Genomic DNA, 16,870 nt, shown 5'->3' with positions numbered 1-16,870 from the left:
GCAGCGCAATTCCCGTGGACTAAGGTTGAGGCGGTGGTGCCGGCGTACTGCGTAGCCGTTGCCCGCTGCAGGAAAACGAAAGCCGTAGATGACGATCGCTTTTCTTCCTAATGGCATTCTGACCAGCACTATGCTTGGTTTGACATTACCTCGGGCCGCCTGAGTGAATCATACGAGGAATTGAGACGCTGAACACTTTGAACATACGCAAACCTTGCGGTGCGTCAATTGTCCACGCGGCGTTGTCGGATTCAGACGCCGGATCACCCGCAGTCCAAAGAGAGTTGTCACGTTGCTCAGTGCTTCGGATAACATCCGGGACTCAGAACATCGAATCGGTCTATCGTGGTCATCGCTTCCGGCGATCGTCATCAATCGTGTCGTGCGACGGTGAGGCCGGTTGAAAAAAGTGGGCGCCAACATTCCGTAAAATTGAGGAATGGAGGCATTGATGGACCGAATCCCAAGGCTGTGTACACGAAGGAATTTCGTGAAGAAGCAGGAAAGCTGGTAATAGCCGATGGCCTCGGCGTGTCCGAAGCCGCGTGTCGATTGTCAATTTCGATGAAGACGTTAGCAAACTGGATTCTGCTGCAAAGGACGGCAAGCTGGAGAATGTTGGGCAGCATCAGAGACCACTGACAGAGGTTGAGGCCGAGCCGGGGCGGGTCAAGCGGGAATTGGCCGAAGTAAAAATGGAGCGCGATCTGTTAAAAAAGTTCGCAATGTACTTCGCGACGGAGTCGCGGTGAAGTACGGCGTAACTGAACAGATGCGACAGCAATATCCAGTGCGTTTAATGTGCCGCTTCCTGGGCGTGTCCAGCGACGACGAATTCAACGCACGACCCCTTGGGGCCGGCCAGATACAGCCATCCCTCATCGGTCGCGACGGACCTGTTTACGGAGAAGTAGTCGGCTATGCGATGAGCGAGCGCATGACAAAACAGTTGGTAATGCGTGCGCTTTTTCGTGCCGTCGCGTCGCACTTATCACCGGCCGGTCTAATTCAGTATACGGACCGCGGCAGTCAGTACTGCGACCATGCCTATCAGAAGCTCCTCAAACAGTCCGGCATGCAGGCATCAATGAGCAGACGCGGAAATTGTTTTGATAACGCACCAATTGAATCATTCTGGGGCTCACTGAAAAATGAGCTCGTCTATCATCGCAAGTTCGCGACCCGCGACCAGGCCCGCAACGAGATCACTGAATACATCGAAATCTTTTACAACCGGCAGCGCACACAGGCGCGTCTGGACTATCTGTCGCCGGCCGCTTTCACGCAGCGATTCCATTTGAGTAAAACCGCTGCTTAACCCGTTCGCGTCCACGAATTCCGACAGACCTCACAGTTGGTCAGGTCGGCCTGTCGCACCAACGGGTGCTTCAGGCTGATCTGCTCTCGCAGCGGCTGGCGGAGAAATCTTGTTCCGGCACAGGCGTCTTCGGACGCATCTGCACCTCGTCGAAAAATGCAGGATTTACGCGTCAATATGCCAGGTTCCCGCAATTCCAACGACACCATTTCGGCCCCAAAGCCATGCCATATAAGGCTCGCCGGATTGTTCAGGCTCGACTGATTAGCCGCCGATTTTCAACTTTAATCTAGAAGGTCGTTCGCATTCCGAATCTAAACACGCGTGCCGTGGAGTTGGGGTATGCCGGTTCCCCGTAATATAGGGCTTGCCCCAACGTGTAAGCGGACCCGTTTTTATTTTTTGTTTGTGCGTACCCGATATATATACTGGTGTTTTTCAAAAGAGAATAAAAAACACCTAGTCCTACAATGTACGAATTTTTTGACTGAGTAATTCCATTCGAGGTGTCAATCAATTTGATAACTTGTGCCATTAATACGGTCGAATGGGTGATTTGGTAGCTCGCCCCAAGATTGGCAATTGCATACCGCAACGAATTATTCAACGATGCTGCGCCAGTTATGATTGAATAGTCATCTTTAGTGTATCCGAGATACACCCTTACCGGCCCAATCGCATAGTTACCGCCGACACCCCATGCTTTGTAATATTTCTGATCCAATCCGTCTCTCTGATAGACATATCCGGCATGAAACGTTGCGGGCCCATTGGTGTAATTGATTGCCCCGCTAAAGGTTGTTCCGCCACTTGTAGATTTCGCAACACCGCCGAGACCGTACATCAACCCAACCGAGAATCCATAAATTTTCGGAGATGAGTAAAGAACGGAATTATTAACGCGGCACGTAATGACCTCGGTAAGGAGCGTAGCTTGGACGGTACCATTAGGCAAAGTGCGATCAACGCCCCAGATGCTCCCTCCTAAGCCTCCCAAAAAAACGTCGTTGTCACTCATAGCAAGAAACTCTGGCGAGTATTGACGACCAAAAGTTAAAGTCCCTTCAGGACCTTCGAAGCCAATATACGCTTGCCGGCCGAAAAGTGCACCGCCCTGCTGTATGGTGCCGGCATTAGGCGCGAAACCACTCTCAAGTCTGAAAATAGCTTTGTAACCGTCACCGAAGACTTCGCTACCCATAAGGCCAAGTCGCGATCCGAACGTGCCGCCATTCGACATTTTAGTTAAGGTTCCTCTGCCCTGATTTGAGATATCAATGAGAACATCTAATGCTCCATATAGCGTAACGCCACTCTGCGCTCGGCTTGAATCGCACGCTAATCCAAAAAATACTCCCATCAACACTGCGTATACCGATTTTATCATTTGGAAGCCGAATTTCTTTTTGCTTCTGATGAGCCAATATCGTGGTCATTGAACAAATCCGACAGAGAGTGGAGTTGGATGGAGTAACCGCCAAATCTATGCCATGCGCACTCCGTTACTATCTTCACGCCTCGATAACTGAGAATTGGGAATCCAGGCCCGGCATGATGCTCCAAGTTGCAGTCGTGAGCCGGGGGGCACCGGGCCTGGCGGGGCAGGTGATCGCTAATAGGAGTTCAGCCGGAACATCATTAGGCCATCCAGTACGTGAATGCGGAGACTTGCCGCCGATGTTGCAGACCGAGCCGTGCAACGTGCGAAGCCCGCGATGCATGAAAAGCCAACAACATCGGTTAGTCGACCCATTCATGAGCGTTGACATAGGCAAAGGTCACCATCACCCCGTAGCCCTCGGCCGAACCCGAAAGCGTTGGTACAGCAAAGCGCTGGCCCGACGATGAGGCCAAGCTGTGCACTCATCTCCGAACTGAAGACGTTCGGTGAAATTTTGTTCGTCGTAGATCACCCTCACCATCGAAGCATTGTCCGTGACAGTCGCTCCTGACCTTGGTGTCCTAGTCGCATCCTTACCAGCCTGGCTATGCGCCGCATTGCCGACCTGCTCGATGGCAATGCCAAGATTGATGCGCTCAATGCCGCTTACACTGCGCCGCCTCCGACTGGCTGACGTACTGCTCGCCGAAATCACCATGCTGTGCGGCCGCCACAACCCACGCTGCATGCGGAGGTGTGGAAAGAGGACGCTCGGTTCATCGTCAAGGCCGAGCCTCAAGGGTTCACTCCAACTACAGGCTCCGGTGGCTCAATGCGGATGCACCACGCAACGAACTGGAAGATGCTTCGGGCCGCTCACGAAGCTGGACGCAACGAATTCGATTTCGCCCGCCGGCTCAATAAGCCGCAACCTCGGGACCAGTTCCTCAAACAAGATGCGCATTTCCATGTTCGCGAGATGCTGACCCAAACACACGTGGGCGCCGACGCCGAAAGCGAGATGCCGGTTCGGTTTGCGGTCGATATTGAATGCGAACGGCTCAGGGAAGACTTGCTCGTCACGATTTGCCGAGCCATAGCAGAGCATCAGCCAATCGCCCTTGCGGATTGTCCGACCCCGGACGTTGGTGTCGGCAGTCGCTGTACGCATGAAATGACGCACCGGCGATGCGTAGCGAAGGGTTTCGTCGATAAACTGCGGAATCAGCGAACGATCCGCCTGTAGTCGCGGCAGTAGCTCAGGGAAGCGGCTCAACGCCCACATCGCGACCGATATGGACGACGAAACCGTATCATGTCCTGCTGCGGCGATGATCACGTAATAGCCGAGACGGGTCGCTTCATCGATAGGCTGTCCATTGATCACCGCGTTGGCCAGCAAGCTTGCGATATCGTTACGTGGGTTCTTCCGGCGGTCTTCGGTCAGGCGGTCGAAATAATCCTTGAAGTCGGCCACAATGGACAGCAGAGCCTTGCCCATCGCACCGCCCGCATCGCCTTGGCGCTGCACTTCGCGCTTGTATTCGGCATCCTCGCTTCCGAACATCTCCTGAGTCAGCGTCAACATGCGCAGGGAATCTTCCTGCGGAACGCCGAGAATATCCATGATCACGTTCAGTGGGAAATGCAATGCAAAGTCATTCGCAAAATCGATCACTTGCCCGCTGTGATGCAACAGCTTCGCGATCGTCATATTTGCCAGCGATCGAATGCGGTCGTCAAGCTCGAGAATGCTGTTCGGCATGAACCACGACTGTGTCAGCGCACGTAGACTCTTGTGCTCGTCGCCGTCGACGTGCACGAGCGATCGGACGATGTTTGGACTACCGGTGGTGGAAATGACATGCTCAATCGACGCTCTTGGCCTGCAGACGACAGAATAGTCGCCGTTGCGGAACAAGACATTGTCTCGTGAGATCATGGAGACGTCGGCGTGTTTCGTGACCACCCAGAACGGATCATGTCCGTCCGCCATTGCACGCCCGACAGGGTTGTTTGCACGCGCCCAAGTATAGGTTTCATGGAGACGATTGAGGTTGGTATAGGACTGCGGATCAACCAGATGGTTTGCTATGTCTTTCGGTAAGTCGTAATTTGGCATGCTCATGATATTGATAGTGCGGTTTGTTGGTGGACGGGCAGCACCGTCTAGGCAAGAGAAGGGCGCCACTTCCCGCCCCATTTCGCTATTGGGCTCCCCGCGGACTCAATGACTGGTCTCAACTGCGGATTCAACCGGCCGCTCGCTCGCGTGTACTGAGATCCTTTCCACGGGCTTTGAAGTAGCATTCATGTATAGAGCTTGCTGTCACCCGATATCTGCAGAACGGTTTCCCGTTGGCGTAGGCACTGCAGCGTTCGCATCGGTAATGTGGGTGAACTGGCGTGACGGACGTCGATATCCGCCCGTCGTGTTCCTTCATACTATCCGCGGTCTCCCTGAGTACCCTTAATCTAGGTCAACTCTTCTTGGTTAAGTGATCGCTCAGGTGGTCCTTGAGGGCTACTGTTTGTCGGGCCAGTACGCAACAATCTGAGCCGGCCCCAGAGGAGGCGAGGCTTGAGCAGTTTGTGTTCGTGACCAAATGCGCTGGCGCATCGAGCGCGACTATCAGGACCTGAAACGGGAGTTTGGGCTCGGTCACTACGAGGGGCGTGGCTGGCGTGGCTTTCACCACCACGCCAGACTGAGTACCACTGCATATGGGTTTATGATGGCTCAGCGACTCAGGATGGGATCAGATGAAGGCGATAAAAAAACTTCCTTGAACGCACGCTGCCTGTCCTTCCCCCGGATTACATCCCACGGGGCAGTCCAGCGCGCACAACGCCACGTTCCTGATTTGTTACCACGTTGCGTATCCTGCTTGGACTACGCCTCATACAAAGATGGCACTCTTCCTGTGCGGAAATAGAATACACAACTAATTATATGATGCAGTAAGACTTAAGCCTGATGCGATCGGTTTTTTCGCTTCGTTCGCTCCCGCACAAACAGTCTTTTCGTCGAATTGATTGAACATCTACTGCAGCCGCTTCATCGATGCAGATACCCGGACGTCGGGTGTGGACGTTTGCATTCGTAGCCCATCTGGCTGGCACTGTCAACTTGAGACCGCTGCCAGATAGAATGTCGGGATGAAGAAGAGCAAATCACCGTACCACGGCTTTCATTTCCCGGCGGCGATCATCAGTTGCGCGGTTCGTTGGTGTTGATATGACTTTGCATGTCAGTCACGACATTGGTTTTCAGGTTGTTGCATCGACGCATGAATTTCCTGAGGGCGGCGCAGCAGTATGTCTCGACGGTGGATCACACTTCTATGAGCGAAACTCTGTCAAGACCGCCTATGCCAGAGGTCGGGTGCACATTCGTCAGTTCGCGCACATCTCGCCGAACAGCATCGCCTGGTGACCGAGGCGTTGGGGCGAAGTGGACCTCCTGAATCTTCCAGTGTTAGCAATCGTGGGGAAGATGGCGTATCGGAGAAGCCGGAAGCATTTACCAGGTGACGAACTAAACGGCTCGCTCCGGATTGAACTCGGCCAGATGTTATCTATGGCCGGAACCTGTCCGTGGCCATCGAACTCAACAACCTGGTAAGGCCGCGTAGCTGCCGGCGTGGTCGCCCGTCGATACGCGGCAGCCCTTTAAGGTGCGAGGCGCCGGCAGCGCCTGCTGCCGTGCTGAAGCCGCTCAAAAATTCCACCTTTACGCGCGGTGACAGCGACCGGATAGCGCGGTTCGAGTTGACCCGGTTCGACGGATAGACTTGCAGTCGAGTCTAATGCGGTGCACGCCCGAACAGGTCATTTCGGTGAGCGTTGACATGTCGCCGGCGTTCATCAAGGGCGTGGGCGAACATCTGCCCAATGCGCGGCTGACATTCGACAAGTTTCACGTCGTCGCCCACGCGTCCAAGGCGCTCGATACGGTCCGCCGCCAGCAGCAGAAAGCCGATTCGGAACTCAAGGGGATGGGCTGGACGCTGCTCAAGGACGTGAACAAACTGAATCTGGCGCAATTGACCGACCTCGAGGCGCTGGTCAGGCAGTACGCCACCAAACGCACCGCCCGCGCCTAGCTGTATCGCGAGCAACTGCGCGAGATTCTCGAGCGCAAGCAAATCCATGTTGTTTCCGCGATGTTGCGGCAGTGGTGCACCAACGTCATGGGCTCGAAAGTCGAGCCGATGAAGGACGTGGCACGTCTGATTTGCCGGCACTTCGATGGCATCGTCGCCTGGACTCAGACCCGCCAGACCAACGGCTTCATCGAGGCCATCAAGGCTTGTTTCAAGCTGCCAAGCGCAAGGTTCGCGGTTACACGCGCTTCACGACGATGCGCACCGTCCTCTTTCTCATCGCCGGCAAGCTCGATTTCTCCAGCTTCAACCCGGATGCCGCGTAAGCCTCGTTACCCACTGCATTTTGAAATGAGCCAAAATTTCCGAGGAGGGCATCGAGGTTCCGCGGGTCGATGAGCAACCTCCGCCCGGGATAAGTGCTTGTGAACATCGAGCCAAGGGCGGCCTGCTGATCGTCTTCGGACCGTAGCGATAGAGCGAGCTGCAGGGACAATTGACCGCGTCGTACTGACCACTGAGCTGCAACGTCAGCAATCTTCGAACGGCGACGTAGCGAAAAGTGTTTCGTCGACTGACGGCGACAGACCAGTCCTGGTCAGTAACAAACCATCGCACCACACACGTTCGACGCGTCCCCACGCACAGGCTGAAGCAGCGTCCGGGAAGAAACCTCGTCCGTGATAGTTGGCGCTCGTGTTGCAGAGCAGCGGAATACCCGTCAGTTTTTCGTATTCGACCAGAAGTTGCGCCACCGGATGCTCGGAAGTTCTTGAAATGGTCTGCAATCGGGCAGATCCGTCGAGATGCACGATGGCAGGGATCTTTTCTCGCCATTCCGCGCGCGTCTGATGATCGAACAACATATAGGGATCAGGGCTCCCCGGGCTAAAAATGGTCGGCGCACGATCCTCAAGGCAAATTGGCGCCACGGGACGGAAGTGCTCTCGAAACTTGATGTCGTTGAGATGATCCTTCATTGTGGGCAAAGTCGCGGCGGCCAGAATGCTTCTGCCCCCCAATGCTCGTGGTCCGAGCTCGGCTCGGCCGGCAAGGAAAACGACGGGCTTGCTACTGGCGAGTATGCTGGCGAGTTCTGCAATGGAGCAAGTAGACGCCGTCCATCCGGGCGGTACTTGGCAACCTTTTAAGGCCGGTCCGCTATATACCGACCACTCCAGCGGCACGAAGCCCTTCTCGGCTGCCAGCGCGCAACAAGCGGCGCCAATCGCAGACCCGCTATCGTTGGGAAACGGCGGCACCCAGATTGCGTCGAACAAACCGCTCGCGCGCAGGGCGCTGTTCCATTTGATATTGAGTCCGCATCCGCCAGCGATGCACAAATTTTTCGGCCCCGCAATCGAATGGCGCTGCAGCGCGATACCCATTTCATGAACGAGAAGACGCTCGAGGAATACATGGAACGAGGCGAGTACGTCTTCGGGCGGCTTGGCTTCCAGTCGCAGCGCGCTTGCTTCGAAGAACTCTCCCACAGCCGCTAGTGACGCGTCCGCGCTGTGGATGTTCTCGCGATAAGCTTGCGCACACTCCGTGTCGCCAGCAAAGCGTGCCTGATAAAGCCCGCGAAATACCTCAACGATATCTTCGTCAACGGAGCCCAGCGCGATGTAAGCCATCAGCTTGCCGGCCACACCCAGATCCCACCGGGCGCCGCCCGGCTTCTTATAAGGACCAAAGTGATGACCCGCCGCAGCATAGATGTGACCTATCACGGGGAAAAGGCAGTCAACATGGCGGGCGTGGTGGCGTTCTACATGATAGAGGCGTGGGACGATGCCACCATCCCACACCAAACAGAATGCAGATTGCCCGCTTTGGGCAAAGGGACTGGTGCAGTACGCCGAGGCCACATGGCCTGACACGTGAGGATAGCTTTTATAAGGAAAGGACTGGCCGCCGACAAGCAGTCCGGAGCCGTCGAGCGAAGCGAGAAGATCATCGGCTCGGCGTTCGGCATAAGGGGCTCCTTTCAGGCTGACGGGAATCGACCCACTGAGGACCCGAAACTCCGACTCGACTACTCCGTCCCAGCCGTCGATGACAAACTGGTCGATATCGTGCGCATCGAAACCATGCTCGGCCAATGCGATCGCGATCGCGTCGAGGTCGTCGATCGCCTGATACCGCGGATTGTTGTCTAGCTTTTCCTGCTCCACGCAAAAAACCAGTTTTCCATCCTCGACAAGGGCGATCGCTCCGTCGTGCGTCAGTTTGATCCCACAGATGCGCATAATATCTCCCGGCCTAAGGCTGGTAAGTTGGTCCACACGAAGGCGAAGCCGCGTTTCGAAAACAGGCGAGCAGACAGTCTTCATTCGACGACTGACCGACGCACCTCAAGCGATCGATTTCAACCAGCTCTTCTTCCAGGATGGCTATGACCGTCTCGGCTCCGGCAATGTGGCCCCATCGCCGGCAATTGGCGTCACGTGCCGATCCGAAAACCAGCTGTCCAGCGGGCGCAAGCATCCGTGCTAAATTGCGGACAGCCGCGCGCACCTCGGCGCTGCCGTCGAGGTAATAGAGAACCTCCGCCACCACGATCAGATCGAACTGTTGCTCAGTCGAAAAATGCTGGACATCGGAGACGATCCAATTGATGTGTGGTGAGTCCATCATGCGTTCGCGTGTCCTGGCAATTGCGCTTGGCACGATATCGATCACGGTGAGCCGTTGGCAGTGCGGTGCCAATTTTTCCGTGAAGGCTCCGCCTGCGCATCCGACTTCGAGCGCATTTGTGACGGATCCCTGCGAAAGGGCCATCCGAAGCATTTGCCTGTGGCGCTCGTGCTCAAAGGGATTGCTGTCGAGCCGCCATGGATCGTCTGCGTCCAATTCCCGACGCAGCAATTCGAAGTTCGTTTGATGTGTCAATTCCGTCTACCTTTATGGTGCGCCGCTGCGAGTGTCCGGACCTTGGGCCGGGACTGGTGCTCCGTTGAAAACCGGCGTGTTGGTACAAGAACTGCACGGCGGCCAAACGCTATTGTTTAACGTTCTGGAAAAATAGCTCGCGAGTGCTGTTACCTAGTTTCAGACCTTCAGCAACTCATTGGAGGCGCGTCGTTACCGTGACAACGCCCGTGAGGGATGTAGCCGAACCCGACGCTGTTCCCACAATCCGCGCAGCTCCTTGACGAGGGCTTCACGTCGAGTCTGCTCAGGCGTAATTGAATCGAGAAGATGTCCGAGCACGGCTTCGCCTTCGATCCGCATCAGCAGATCGAACAACTCATGTGAAATACGCACACTGTCATAGTTGGAGCCGCCGGTGCGAATTTCGCACACCGTCTCCTGACGATCCAGCGCTGTGTGAGCGCGGACCCGATAGAGCGATGCATAGGGCGGCAGTGAAACCGCGAGCGCAGTCCAATGTTCCTGCGTTGCGGGCCGCTTTTTGACGAGGAACGGCCCGACCACAAGTCCATCGAGCTCTGTCGTCAGAAATGTGGCGATCGCGTCTGCAACCGAATCTACGATCGGCTCAGCGTTGTTATTAAAGGAAGTATTGAGCAGAATTGGGATTCCTGTCCGCTTCTTGAACGCATTAATAACCTCCCAGTAGGCGGGATTGGTCTTGCGCGATACTGTTTGCAGCCGCGCTGTACCGTCAATGTGCGTGATGGCGCCGAGCAAGGCACGCTTGGAGTCGCGCACGCGAACTACAAAATTCATAAAAGGGAATTCGCGGGTGCCCTCTGGGAGGTCAAAAAAATTCGCGCGCATCGTCCTCGAGCACTGATGGCGCGAACGGTCGGTAACCCTCACGCTTTTTGACCATGGCGTTGATCCGGTCCTTGTTTGCCACCGGCCTGGGATCGGCAAGAATGCTGCGGTTGCCAAGCGCGCGTGGCCCGAACTCCGAACGACCCTGCACCCAGCCGATCACGGCGCCATTGGCCATCCAGTCCGCTGCTCTGCCTGCCACGTCATCACTGCGTTCAACGTCGAGGTGTCCGGCCCACGCATTCAATTCTTGCTCCACGACCAGATCGCTCCCCAGATCGGGCCCCCAATAAACCTCCTGCAATCGCTCACGCGGTGCGGGCCGACCGAAGTCGTTTGACATCATAAGGGCAGCGCCTAATGCGCAACCGGCGTCATGCGCTGCGGGCTGCACGAAGATGTCTTCGAAAAGTCCCGAATACAGCAGCTTACCGTTCATGGTGCAGTTATGAGCTACTCCTCCGGCTATACACAGCCGCTTCATACCGGTGACCTCGCGATGATGGCGGAGAATGTGAAACACGATCCGCTCCAGCGCTTCCTGCAATGAAGCACCCACATCTCGATGCTGCTGTGTGAATGGCATTCCCTTTCGCCGGACCTGGATGCTGCGGAGCAACGTCGGACCGATGCGGTCCAGGTAGACGCGGTACTCACCGTTGGCGGACAGTTGATAGAATTGCTCGAAGAGCCCGCGATAGGGAGCGGGATCCCCATAAGGTGCAAGCCCCATGACCTTGTATTCGTCGAACAAGCCGTAACCGAGATACCGGATTGTTTCGAGATAAAACAGCCCTAGAGAATTATGCTCTGCGAAAGTCGCGAGTTGCGTAATTTCGGTTCCAGATCCGAGCGCCAAGAGCCCCGAGAGGAAATCACCGCCGCCATCGACCGCGAGGATCAGACTTTGCTCGAATCCAGACATCGCAAACGCGCTCACGGCATGCGCCAGATGGTGACTCACGAATGAGACTCGCGAAGGATCGACCTCGGTACCGAATTCCCGCATTAGTAAGTTACGCAGAAACAGCTTGGCATCCACCGGAATGGAGATGTTCGGCTGGGACAGGAACAGGCGTTCGAGCATGACGTTGCAATAGGCCTCGGTAGCGTAAAACGCGATGTGGTCGATATCGCTGAGCTGAATCCCTGCGGATGCGAGGCAGTATTGAATTGAACTGCTCGGGAACTTGTTAGAGTGCTTGATCCGGTTGAGGCGCTCCTCTTCGACGGCCGCTATTACGCGTCCGTCCCGGACAAGCACCGCAGCGCCGTCGTGCAGAAATGTGTTCGGCAGTTCGAGTGAATTTTCATGAACTTTGTCTAGCCCGCCGCTCACTCCTAAGCACAGCATGTTTCTCTCCTTCATCGTGGTAGGAAGGCCCTACTGGCAAGACTCGAACCCCTACCACATAAGTAAGGTAGGGTATCGCTCGCCGCTGCGAACACTGGTCAGAGGTCACCAGCCCAAAGAATCTCGCGTAGGGTCCGTCTGCAAAATGGCGCCGCAATTCATGAAAATTCTGTACCGTTTGGTCCAGGGTCGCGTTTCCTGGCGCTGAAGGATGGCGCGACCAGAAAGCTGAAGCGCTGGAACCTCGAGGAAATCCGCAATCGTTGCCAAACATGCGGCGAGTTCGCGAGGAGGGCTCCCGATGCATGTGATTGATCGACAACTGCTGCAACGTCATTTCCTCGGCTTCGCTCAGTTCTGCGACACACTTCATCCACTATCCCGGCACCACGAAGGCGCCAGCAGGTTGCGAAATTTAAACGGATCTACCAGGAACACTATCCTCCATGCCGTACAATTCGTAAAATCGATTGTTTTGATGGAACACATCTACATTATGGATAACTTGGGATCATGCGTTTCAAGGGCCTCGATCTAAATCTCCTCGTCGCGCTCGATGCTCTGATGACCGAGCGTAATCTCACCGCGGCGGCACGCAGCATCAACCTGAGCCAGCCGGCCATGAGCGCGGCCGTCGCCCGGCTACGCGCCTATTTTTGCGATGAACTATTTACGATGAGGGGCCGGGAATTTGTCCCAACACCGCGTGCAGAAGGGCTCGCTGCTCCAATCCGCGAGGCTCTGGTGCACATCCAGCTCTCCGTTATTTCCCAGGACGTCTTCAACCCAGCCAAATCGGATCGCCGCTTCAGGATCATCCTTTCCGATTTCATGGCAGTCGTATTTTTTCGAAAGATCGTGGAGCGTATTGCACGGGAAGCTCCCGCCGTCAGCTTCGAGTTGCTGCCACTTGCCGATGACCCCGATGAGGTTCTCCGGCGCGGCGAAGCCGATTTTCTTATCTTGCCGGAATTGTTCATGTCGAGCACGCACCCTAAAGCGAAGCTGTTCGAGGAGACGCTCGTGTGTGTAGGCTGCCGCACGAACAAGCAGCTATCAGGGCAGCTTACATTCGAGAAATATATGTCGATGGGGCACGTTGTGGTCAGGTTCGGGCGTACGCGGCAGCCCTCCATCGAGGAATGGTTTTTGCGTCAGCACGGTCTCAAGAGACGGGACGAGGTCATCGTGCAGAGCTTTAGCATGATCCCGCCTATGCTATTAAACACTGATCGTATAGGGACGATGCCCTTGAGGCTGGTCAAGTATTTCGAAAAAACGATGCCTCTGCGGATCGTCGAACTTCCGCTGCCACTTCCCGCATTCACCGAGGCCGTCCAATGGTCTGCCCTTCACAACAGTGATCCGGCAAGCAATTGGATGCGGGAGATAATATTGCAGGAGGCGTCACGCATGATTCCTCCGGGTGAGACCACGCGAAGACCAATCCACCCAAGTTAGAAAATGGCATTTTTCAGCAAGGTTTTTGCGGCCTGGATTTGTGGGGTTTCGAGGGTTTTGTGGCGATATAACGTATATCGTCACACTAGGCCTGATTCAGCACGGTGACGGCAAACGCCTGATCGAGCAGGTTCGGCGCGACCGGCAAGCTGTGTCAATTTGGTTGTCGCCTGAATGGCGCCGCGGTGATGGACAACGCTGCAACTGCGCGATCGCTGGGTGCTGAAGATCATCATTAATGAAGTCTATCGCTCACAGTACGCGTGCGGTGCGCCACGGGGACTGTCGCCGGTCGACGCTAGCGGCCGTTATGTGATACAGGTTTCTCGGACGGTTGTGAGTGATCGCGATGGTTCGGCAGCCTGCCACCACTCCGTGCACCGAACTCACGACTTAACGCCGGACTTCCACGGCCAGCGGGCGCTAGTTTCAACATTTTCTCGGTCCTTCTGGATCTGCTCGCAGTTGAGCCTGGCTTCGCTGGGGGCCGCAACCTGGTTCGTCGAGATTCGGTCGGCGTCGGCTTCAGTCGATGCCGCATGCACCTCCTCGCTAGCCCTCAACAACGGCAGGCCGACGCCAAACCGCGAAACTTCGCCCTTTAACGCGGCGATATCCGCCCGCCATGTCTTCGCGTTACCGACAAGCAGACTGCGCTGGACTGTGGAAGTGAGACGCTTGCGATTCAACTCAGGCGCCAGCTTCACTCCCTACAGGGAACAAATACTTGGTAATTTGTTCCCGAGTATGTTCTATCTCGATGACATCGGTAATCAGCCCATTAATTTTCAACAATTCGGGGTTTTCAATCTCATTGGTCAGTTTTCGCATTATGGATCTGGTGGTCTCATCAGATTCAGACATTACTTTCTTCATCGTGTCCGGGCTGAAAACCCCGATGTGGGCCTGCGGATACGCCAGTACTGCCACAGGGTCAAATCCAGGACCACACATGGCGTACACGCCTCCCGTATACGCTTTTCTGGCAACGAGCAGTAACTTTGGTACCTTGCATCGAACATGTGCTCTGAATAATTCCGCTGCAGCCGAAAATATGCCACTATTTTCAGCTTCTCTGCCGATCATAAATCCCGGGATATCGGCAATGAATATGATTGGCATGTTGGTTTTTGCGGCAATATTTATCATTTTTATCATTTTTGAGGCGGATTTCCGATAAATTGCACCTCCATTATGTCGAGGGTTGTTGGCAATAATTGCAGCGAAATTTCCTTTGATGCTCGCGTAGGCGGTCAACACTTCCTCCGCGTATTCGGCGCTTATTTCCGTAAAGCTGCCTTTGTCGATAAAGGAATGCAGCAAATGATGCATATCATAGGGTGCGCGATGATCTGATGGAATTAATTTTTCAAAATCAGCCGCATCGGGCTCTTCATATTCAAGGCCGTGGGGTGCCTTGCCTTTGAAACTTCCGTGCAGTAATTTTCTTATGCACTCGAATAAACCTTCTTCATCTTTGAATACCAGTTGAACCGAGCCCGAGCCCTTGCTGTGAACGTCTGTTCCACCTAGCGAATAGAGATCGGACTCCTGGGCCAGCATTGCCTTCACCATATCCGGACGGCCCATACATAGAGCGCCTTTCTCAGTCATCAACACCAGGTCTGCGAGCATCAACGGTAAAGCAAGTGGACCTGAGGTCGGACCGAGTATGGCGGAAATTAGCAAATTCCCTTCTGCAAATTCGGCGAGGGATGCACTGACCCTGCCCATTCCAAATGGGGATAAAAGTAGTCTGGCCATGTCCGGCGAGAGCACTTTCGTGGTGTCGAAACTGCCTGTCCCTCCTGCCTTGTCCTGAATGTAGATTAAGGGGGCGCATTTATCCCGGGCCTGAGTTACTGTGCTGATGATCTGCTCGGCAGTGCGCCACTGTCCGCCTCCCTGAAATTCACAGTCTCCTCCGCGATTCATGACCAGAAACGTTTTTACCGAATTTATGGTCCCTTCGCCGCAGATGAAATGACTTTTTGCGGCAGGTTGACGGTCAACAAAACTATCTGCGTCAAAGAGCACGTTTATTCTTTTCAACGAAATTTGCATTAGCTATCTGCCTCCTGGCAATGCGTATGAATGTTTGCTGTTTTCGGTGCCGTGCATCTGTGCGGTGTTGAATAGCAGCCTTATTTTCAGGAAGCCAAAATGTCTTCTATAGACGTTGCTGCGGCCAGAAGACGGCGGTCCTGACCCCGCGCGGCGTCAATACTCAACCCCACCGGTAATGCATCATCGGGAGCAACTGGAAGGGTGATAGAAGGTATCGCGGCGTTGCTGGCCAGGTCGGTGTTACGTATCACTTCGGCAAACAGTCCCGGCCTGCTGGCATCGCTCAGATGAGGGACGCTACGCGGAACTGTCGGGTACACGAGAAAATCGATGCCTTGAGTGCTGAACAGCGAGTCTATTTGTAGACGTAAGACGCCTATATTCTGGATCGCTGATGAATAATCTGCGGCAGAGATAAGCTGTCCACCAAGATTGGCGTGAATGATGTCGCGGACAATTTTGTCGCGAATGTTATCAAATACGGCATTTATCCTGTTTCCCCATCCTAGGGAAAGCAATGTGCGGGGAAAGTCCGTGAAGAATTCGTAAACCGGAATGGTGAAGGTTCCGGTTCTATTCAGGTCAGCAACAACCGCGTCATCCAGTTCAACGCACTGGAAACCAGCGCGGGTCAATCGCTTGACGGCATGCCAGCAATACTTTCGGACATCATCCTCCAGGTCAGTCCACATGGAGGCCGGAAGGCCTATTCGGCCGCGAGTATTTTTCTGTTTTGTCGGAAGGTGGCTATCGGGGGACAGCAGATCATATAGAAGCAATGCATCTTTCGCCGTCCGCGTCAGAAGGCCCGGCGAATCCTTCGTGCGAGAAACTGGAATGATTCCGGCCGAAGACCAGCGACCACTTGTGGGCCTGAAGCCGGTGATACCACAGAAGGCGGCCGGTATCCTTACGGAGCCGCCGGTGTCCGTTCCGATCGCCATCGGAACGATACCGGCTGCCACGGCAGCGGCACAGCCGCCACTGCTGCCACCAGCCAAATGCCCTGGAGCCGCTGGATTTCCGACCGTTCCCCATTGAGGATTGACCGATGTGATACCAAAGCTGAGTTCATGCATGTTGTTCTTGCCGGCAACGACAGCACCGAGCGATCTCAGCTTTCTGACAACAAGCGCATCGCGCGTGGCTATACAACCTTCCATCCCCGGTGTCCCGGCGGTGACAGGGAGCCCCTTAACACAAATATTGTCCTTTAAGGAAAAGGGAATGCCGTAGAGCGGTGCGCCTTTCAGGGCATCATTCGCTTTAGCGAAATGCGCGTCCGGGCCGCAAGCACGGATGAAGCAGTTGAGCTTTTTCAGATGCGCATCAGCGCTGAGTGCACGCTCCCGGATTTCAGCCGCAGAAAGTGCACCGGTACGTATGCCACCGCAAAGCGATTCCACAGTGTTTTTCGAATACATAAAATTTCCACG

At 55.0% G+C, this 16,870-nt stretch carries 11 protein-coding genes and 6 pseudogenes; 7 read left to right on the top strand and 10 right to left on the bottom strand.

What is annotated here, in order from left to right; genetic code table 11:
- The first annotated feature begins 447 nt into the window (after positions 1-447).
- Positions 448-1,318, top strand: a pseudogene (locus OKW29_RS02560) (IS3 family transposase).
- Positions 1,319-1,607: 289 nt separating this feature from the next.
- Here the strand turns inward: OKW29_RS02560 and OKW29_RS02555 are convergent.
- A complete protein-coding gene (locus OKW29_RS02555) occupies positions 1,608-2,678 on the bottom strand; it encodes a porin (protein WP_429289828.1) in 1,071 nt (356 codons plus the stop codon).
- A gap of 298 nt (positions 2,679-2,976) precedes the next feature.
- Between OKW29_RS02555 and OKW29_RS02550 the strand changes: the two are divergent.
- Positions 2,977-3,427, top strand: a pseudogene (locus OKW29_RS02550) (IS110 family transposase); the annotation flags it as partial.
- Between the two features lie 101 nt (positions 3,428-3,528).
- Here the strand turns inward: OKW29_RS02550 and OKW29_RS02545 are convergent.
- Positions 3,529-4,827: a cytochrome P450 gene (locus OKW29_RS02545; protein ID WP_429289827.1), complete on the bottom strand. Its 1,299-nt coding sequence runs from the start codon at positions 4,825-4,827 to the stop codon at positions 3,529-3,531.
- Between the two features lie 475 nt (positions 4,828-5,302).
- On the opposite strand from OKW29_RS02545, the pseudogene OKW29_RS02540 reads away from it, so the two are divergent.
- The 3 genes and pseudogenes from OKW29_RS02540 to OKW29_RS02530 all read left to right on the top strand — a co-directional run.
- Positions 5,303-5,562, top strand: a pseudogene (locus OKW29_RS02540) (IS701 family transposase); the annotation flags it as partial.
- Positions 5,563-5,858: 296 nt separating this feature from the next.
- Positions 5,859-5,930 (top strand): annotated as a pseudogene (locus tag OKW29_RS02535) (IS6 family transposase); the annotation flags it as partial.
- A 7-nt stretch (positions 5,931-5,937) separates the two neighbouring features.
- On the top strand, positions 5,938-6,135 hold the full coding sequence (locus OKW29_RS02530; RefSeq protein ID WP_429289826.1) for a hypothetical protein: 198 nt from the start codon (positions 5,938-5,940) through the stop codon (positions 6,133-6,135).
- A 161-nt stretch (positions 6,136-6,296) separates the two neighbouring features.
- Here OKW29_RS02530 and OKW29_RS02525 read toward each other — a convergent pair.
- A pseudogene (locus tag OKW29_RS02525) lies at positions 6,297-6,490 on the bottom strand (hypothetical protein); the annotation flags it as partial.
- A gap of 30 nt (positions 6,491-6,520) precedes the next feature.
- Between OKW29_RS02525 and OKW29_RS02520 the strand changes: the two are divergent.
- A pseudogene (locus OKW29_RS02520) lies at positions 6,521-7,131 on the top strand (transposase); the annotation flags it as partial.
- A 204-nt stretch (positions 7,132-7,335) separates the two neighbouring features.
- Here OKW29_RS02520 and nodU read toward each other — a convergent pair.
- From nodU to OKW29_RS02500, 4 genes are all read right to left on the bottom strand, one after another.
- Positions 7,336-9,057, bottom strand: coding sequence for a nodulation protein NodU (nodU, locus tag OKW29_RS02515; RefSeq protein WP_429289825.1), 1,722 nt, complete (start codon positions 9,055-9,057; stop codon positions 7,336-7,338).
- A 13-nt stretch (positions 9,058-9,070) separates the two neighbouring features.
- Positions 9,071-9,700, bottom strand: a complete 630-nt coding sequence (nodS, locus tag OKW29_RS02510) for a nodulation methyltransferase NodS (RefSeq protein ID WP_184072273.1) — start codon at positions 9,698-9,700, stop codon at positions 9,071-9,073.
- Between the two features lie 192 nt (positions 9,701-9,892).
- The gene (locus tag OKW29_RS02505; protein WP_429289824.1) at positions 9,893-10,552 is read right to left on the bottom strand and encodes a carbamoyltransferase C-terminal domain-containing protein; all 660 of its coding nucleotides are present in this window, start codon (positions 10,550-10,552) and stop codon (positions 9,893-9,895) included.
- Positions 10,533-11,906, bottom strand: a complete 1,374-nt coding sequence (locus tag OKW29_RS02500; RefSeq protein ID WP_429289823.1) for a carbamoyltransferase N-terminal domain-containing protein — start codon at positions 11,904-11,906, stop codon at positions 10,533-10,535. The genes OKW29_RS02505 and OKW29_RS02500 overlap by 20 nt, the downstream gene beginning before the upstream one ends.
- 513 nt (positions 11,907-12,419) lie before the next feature.
- On the opposite strand from OKW29_RS02500, the gene OKW29_RS02495 reads away from it, so the two are divergent.
- Entirely contained in the window at positions 12,420-13,367 is a 948-nt protein-coding gene (locus tag OKW29_RS02495; protein ID WP_429289822.1) for a LysR family transcriptional regulator, read from the top strand.
- 386 nt (positions 13,368-13,753) lie between these two features.
- On the opposite strand, the gene OKW29_RS02490 is transcribed toward OKW29_RS02495, so the two are convergent.
- The 3 genes from OKW29_RS02490 to OKW29_RS02480 all read right to left on the bottom strand — a co-directional run bounded on the left by OKW29_RS02490 (position 13,754) and on the right by OKW29_RS02480 (position 16,858).
- Positions 13,754-14,056, bottom strand: a complete 303-nt coding sequence (locus OKW29_RS02490) for a hypothetical protein (protein WP_429289821.1) — start codon at positions 14,054-14,056, stop codon at positions 13,754-13,756.
- Between the two features lies 1 nt (position 14,057).
- A complete protein-coding gene (locus OKW29_RS02485; protein ID WP_429289820.1) occupies positions 14,058-15,431 on the bottom strand; it encodes a carboxyl transferase domain-containing protein in 1,374 nt (457 codons plus the stop codon).
- A gap of 86 nt (positions 15,432-15,517) precedes the next feature.
- Complete coding sequence (locus OKW29_RS02480; protein ID WP_184072284.1) at positions 15,518-16,858, bottom strand: amidase family protein; 1,341 nt, start codon at positions 16,856-16,858, stop codon at positions 15,518-15,520.
- Between the last annotated feature and the right edge of the window lie 12 nt (positions 16,859-16,870).

The organism is Paraburkholderia sp. CI3 (assembly GCF_050436505.1).
In the GTDB taxonomy this organism is placed as follows: Bacteria; Pseudomonadota; Gammaproteobacteria; order Burkholderiales; family Burkholderiaceae; genus Paraburkholderia; species Paraburkholderia tuberum.
This window is presented reverse-complemented; position numbering and strand designations above follow the sequence as displayed.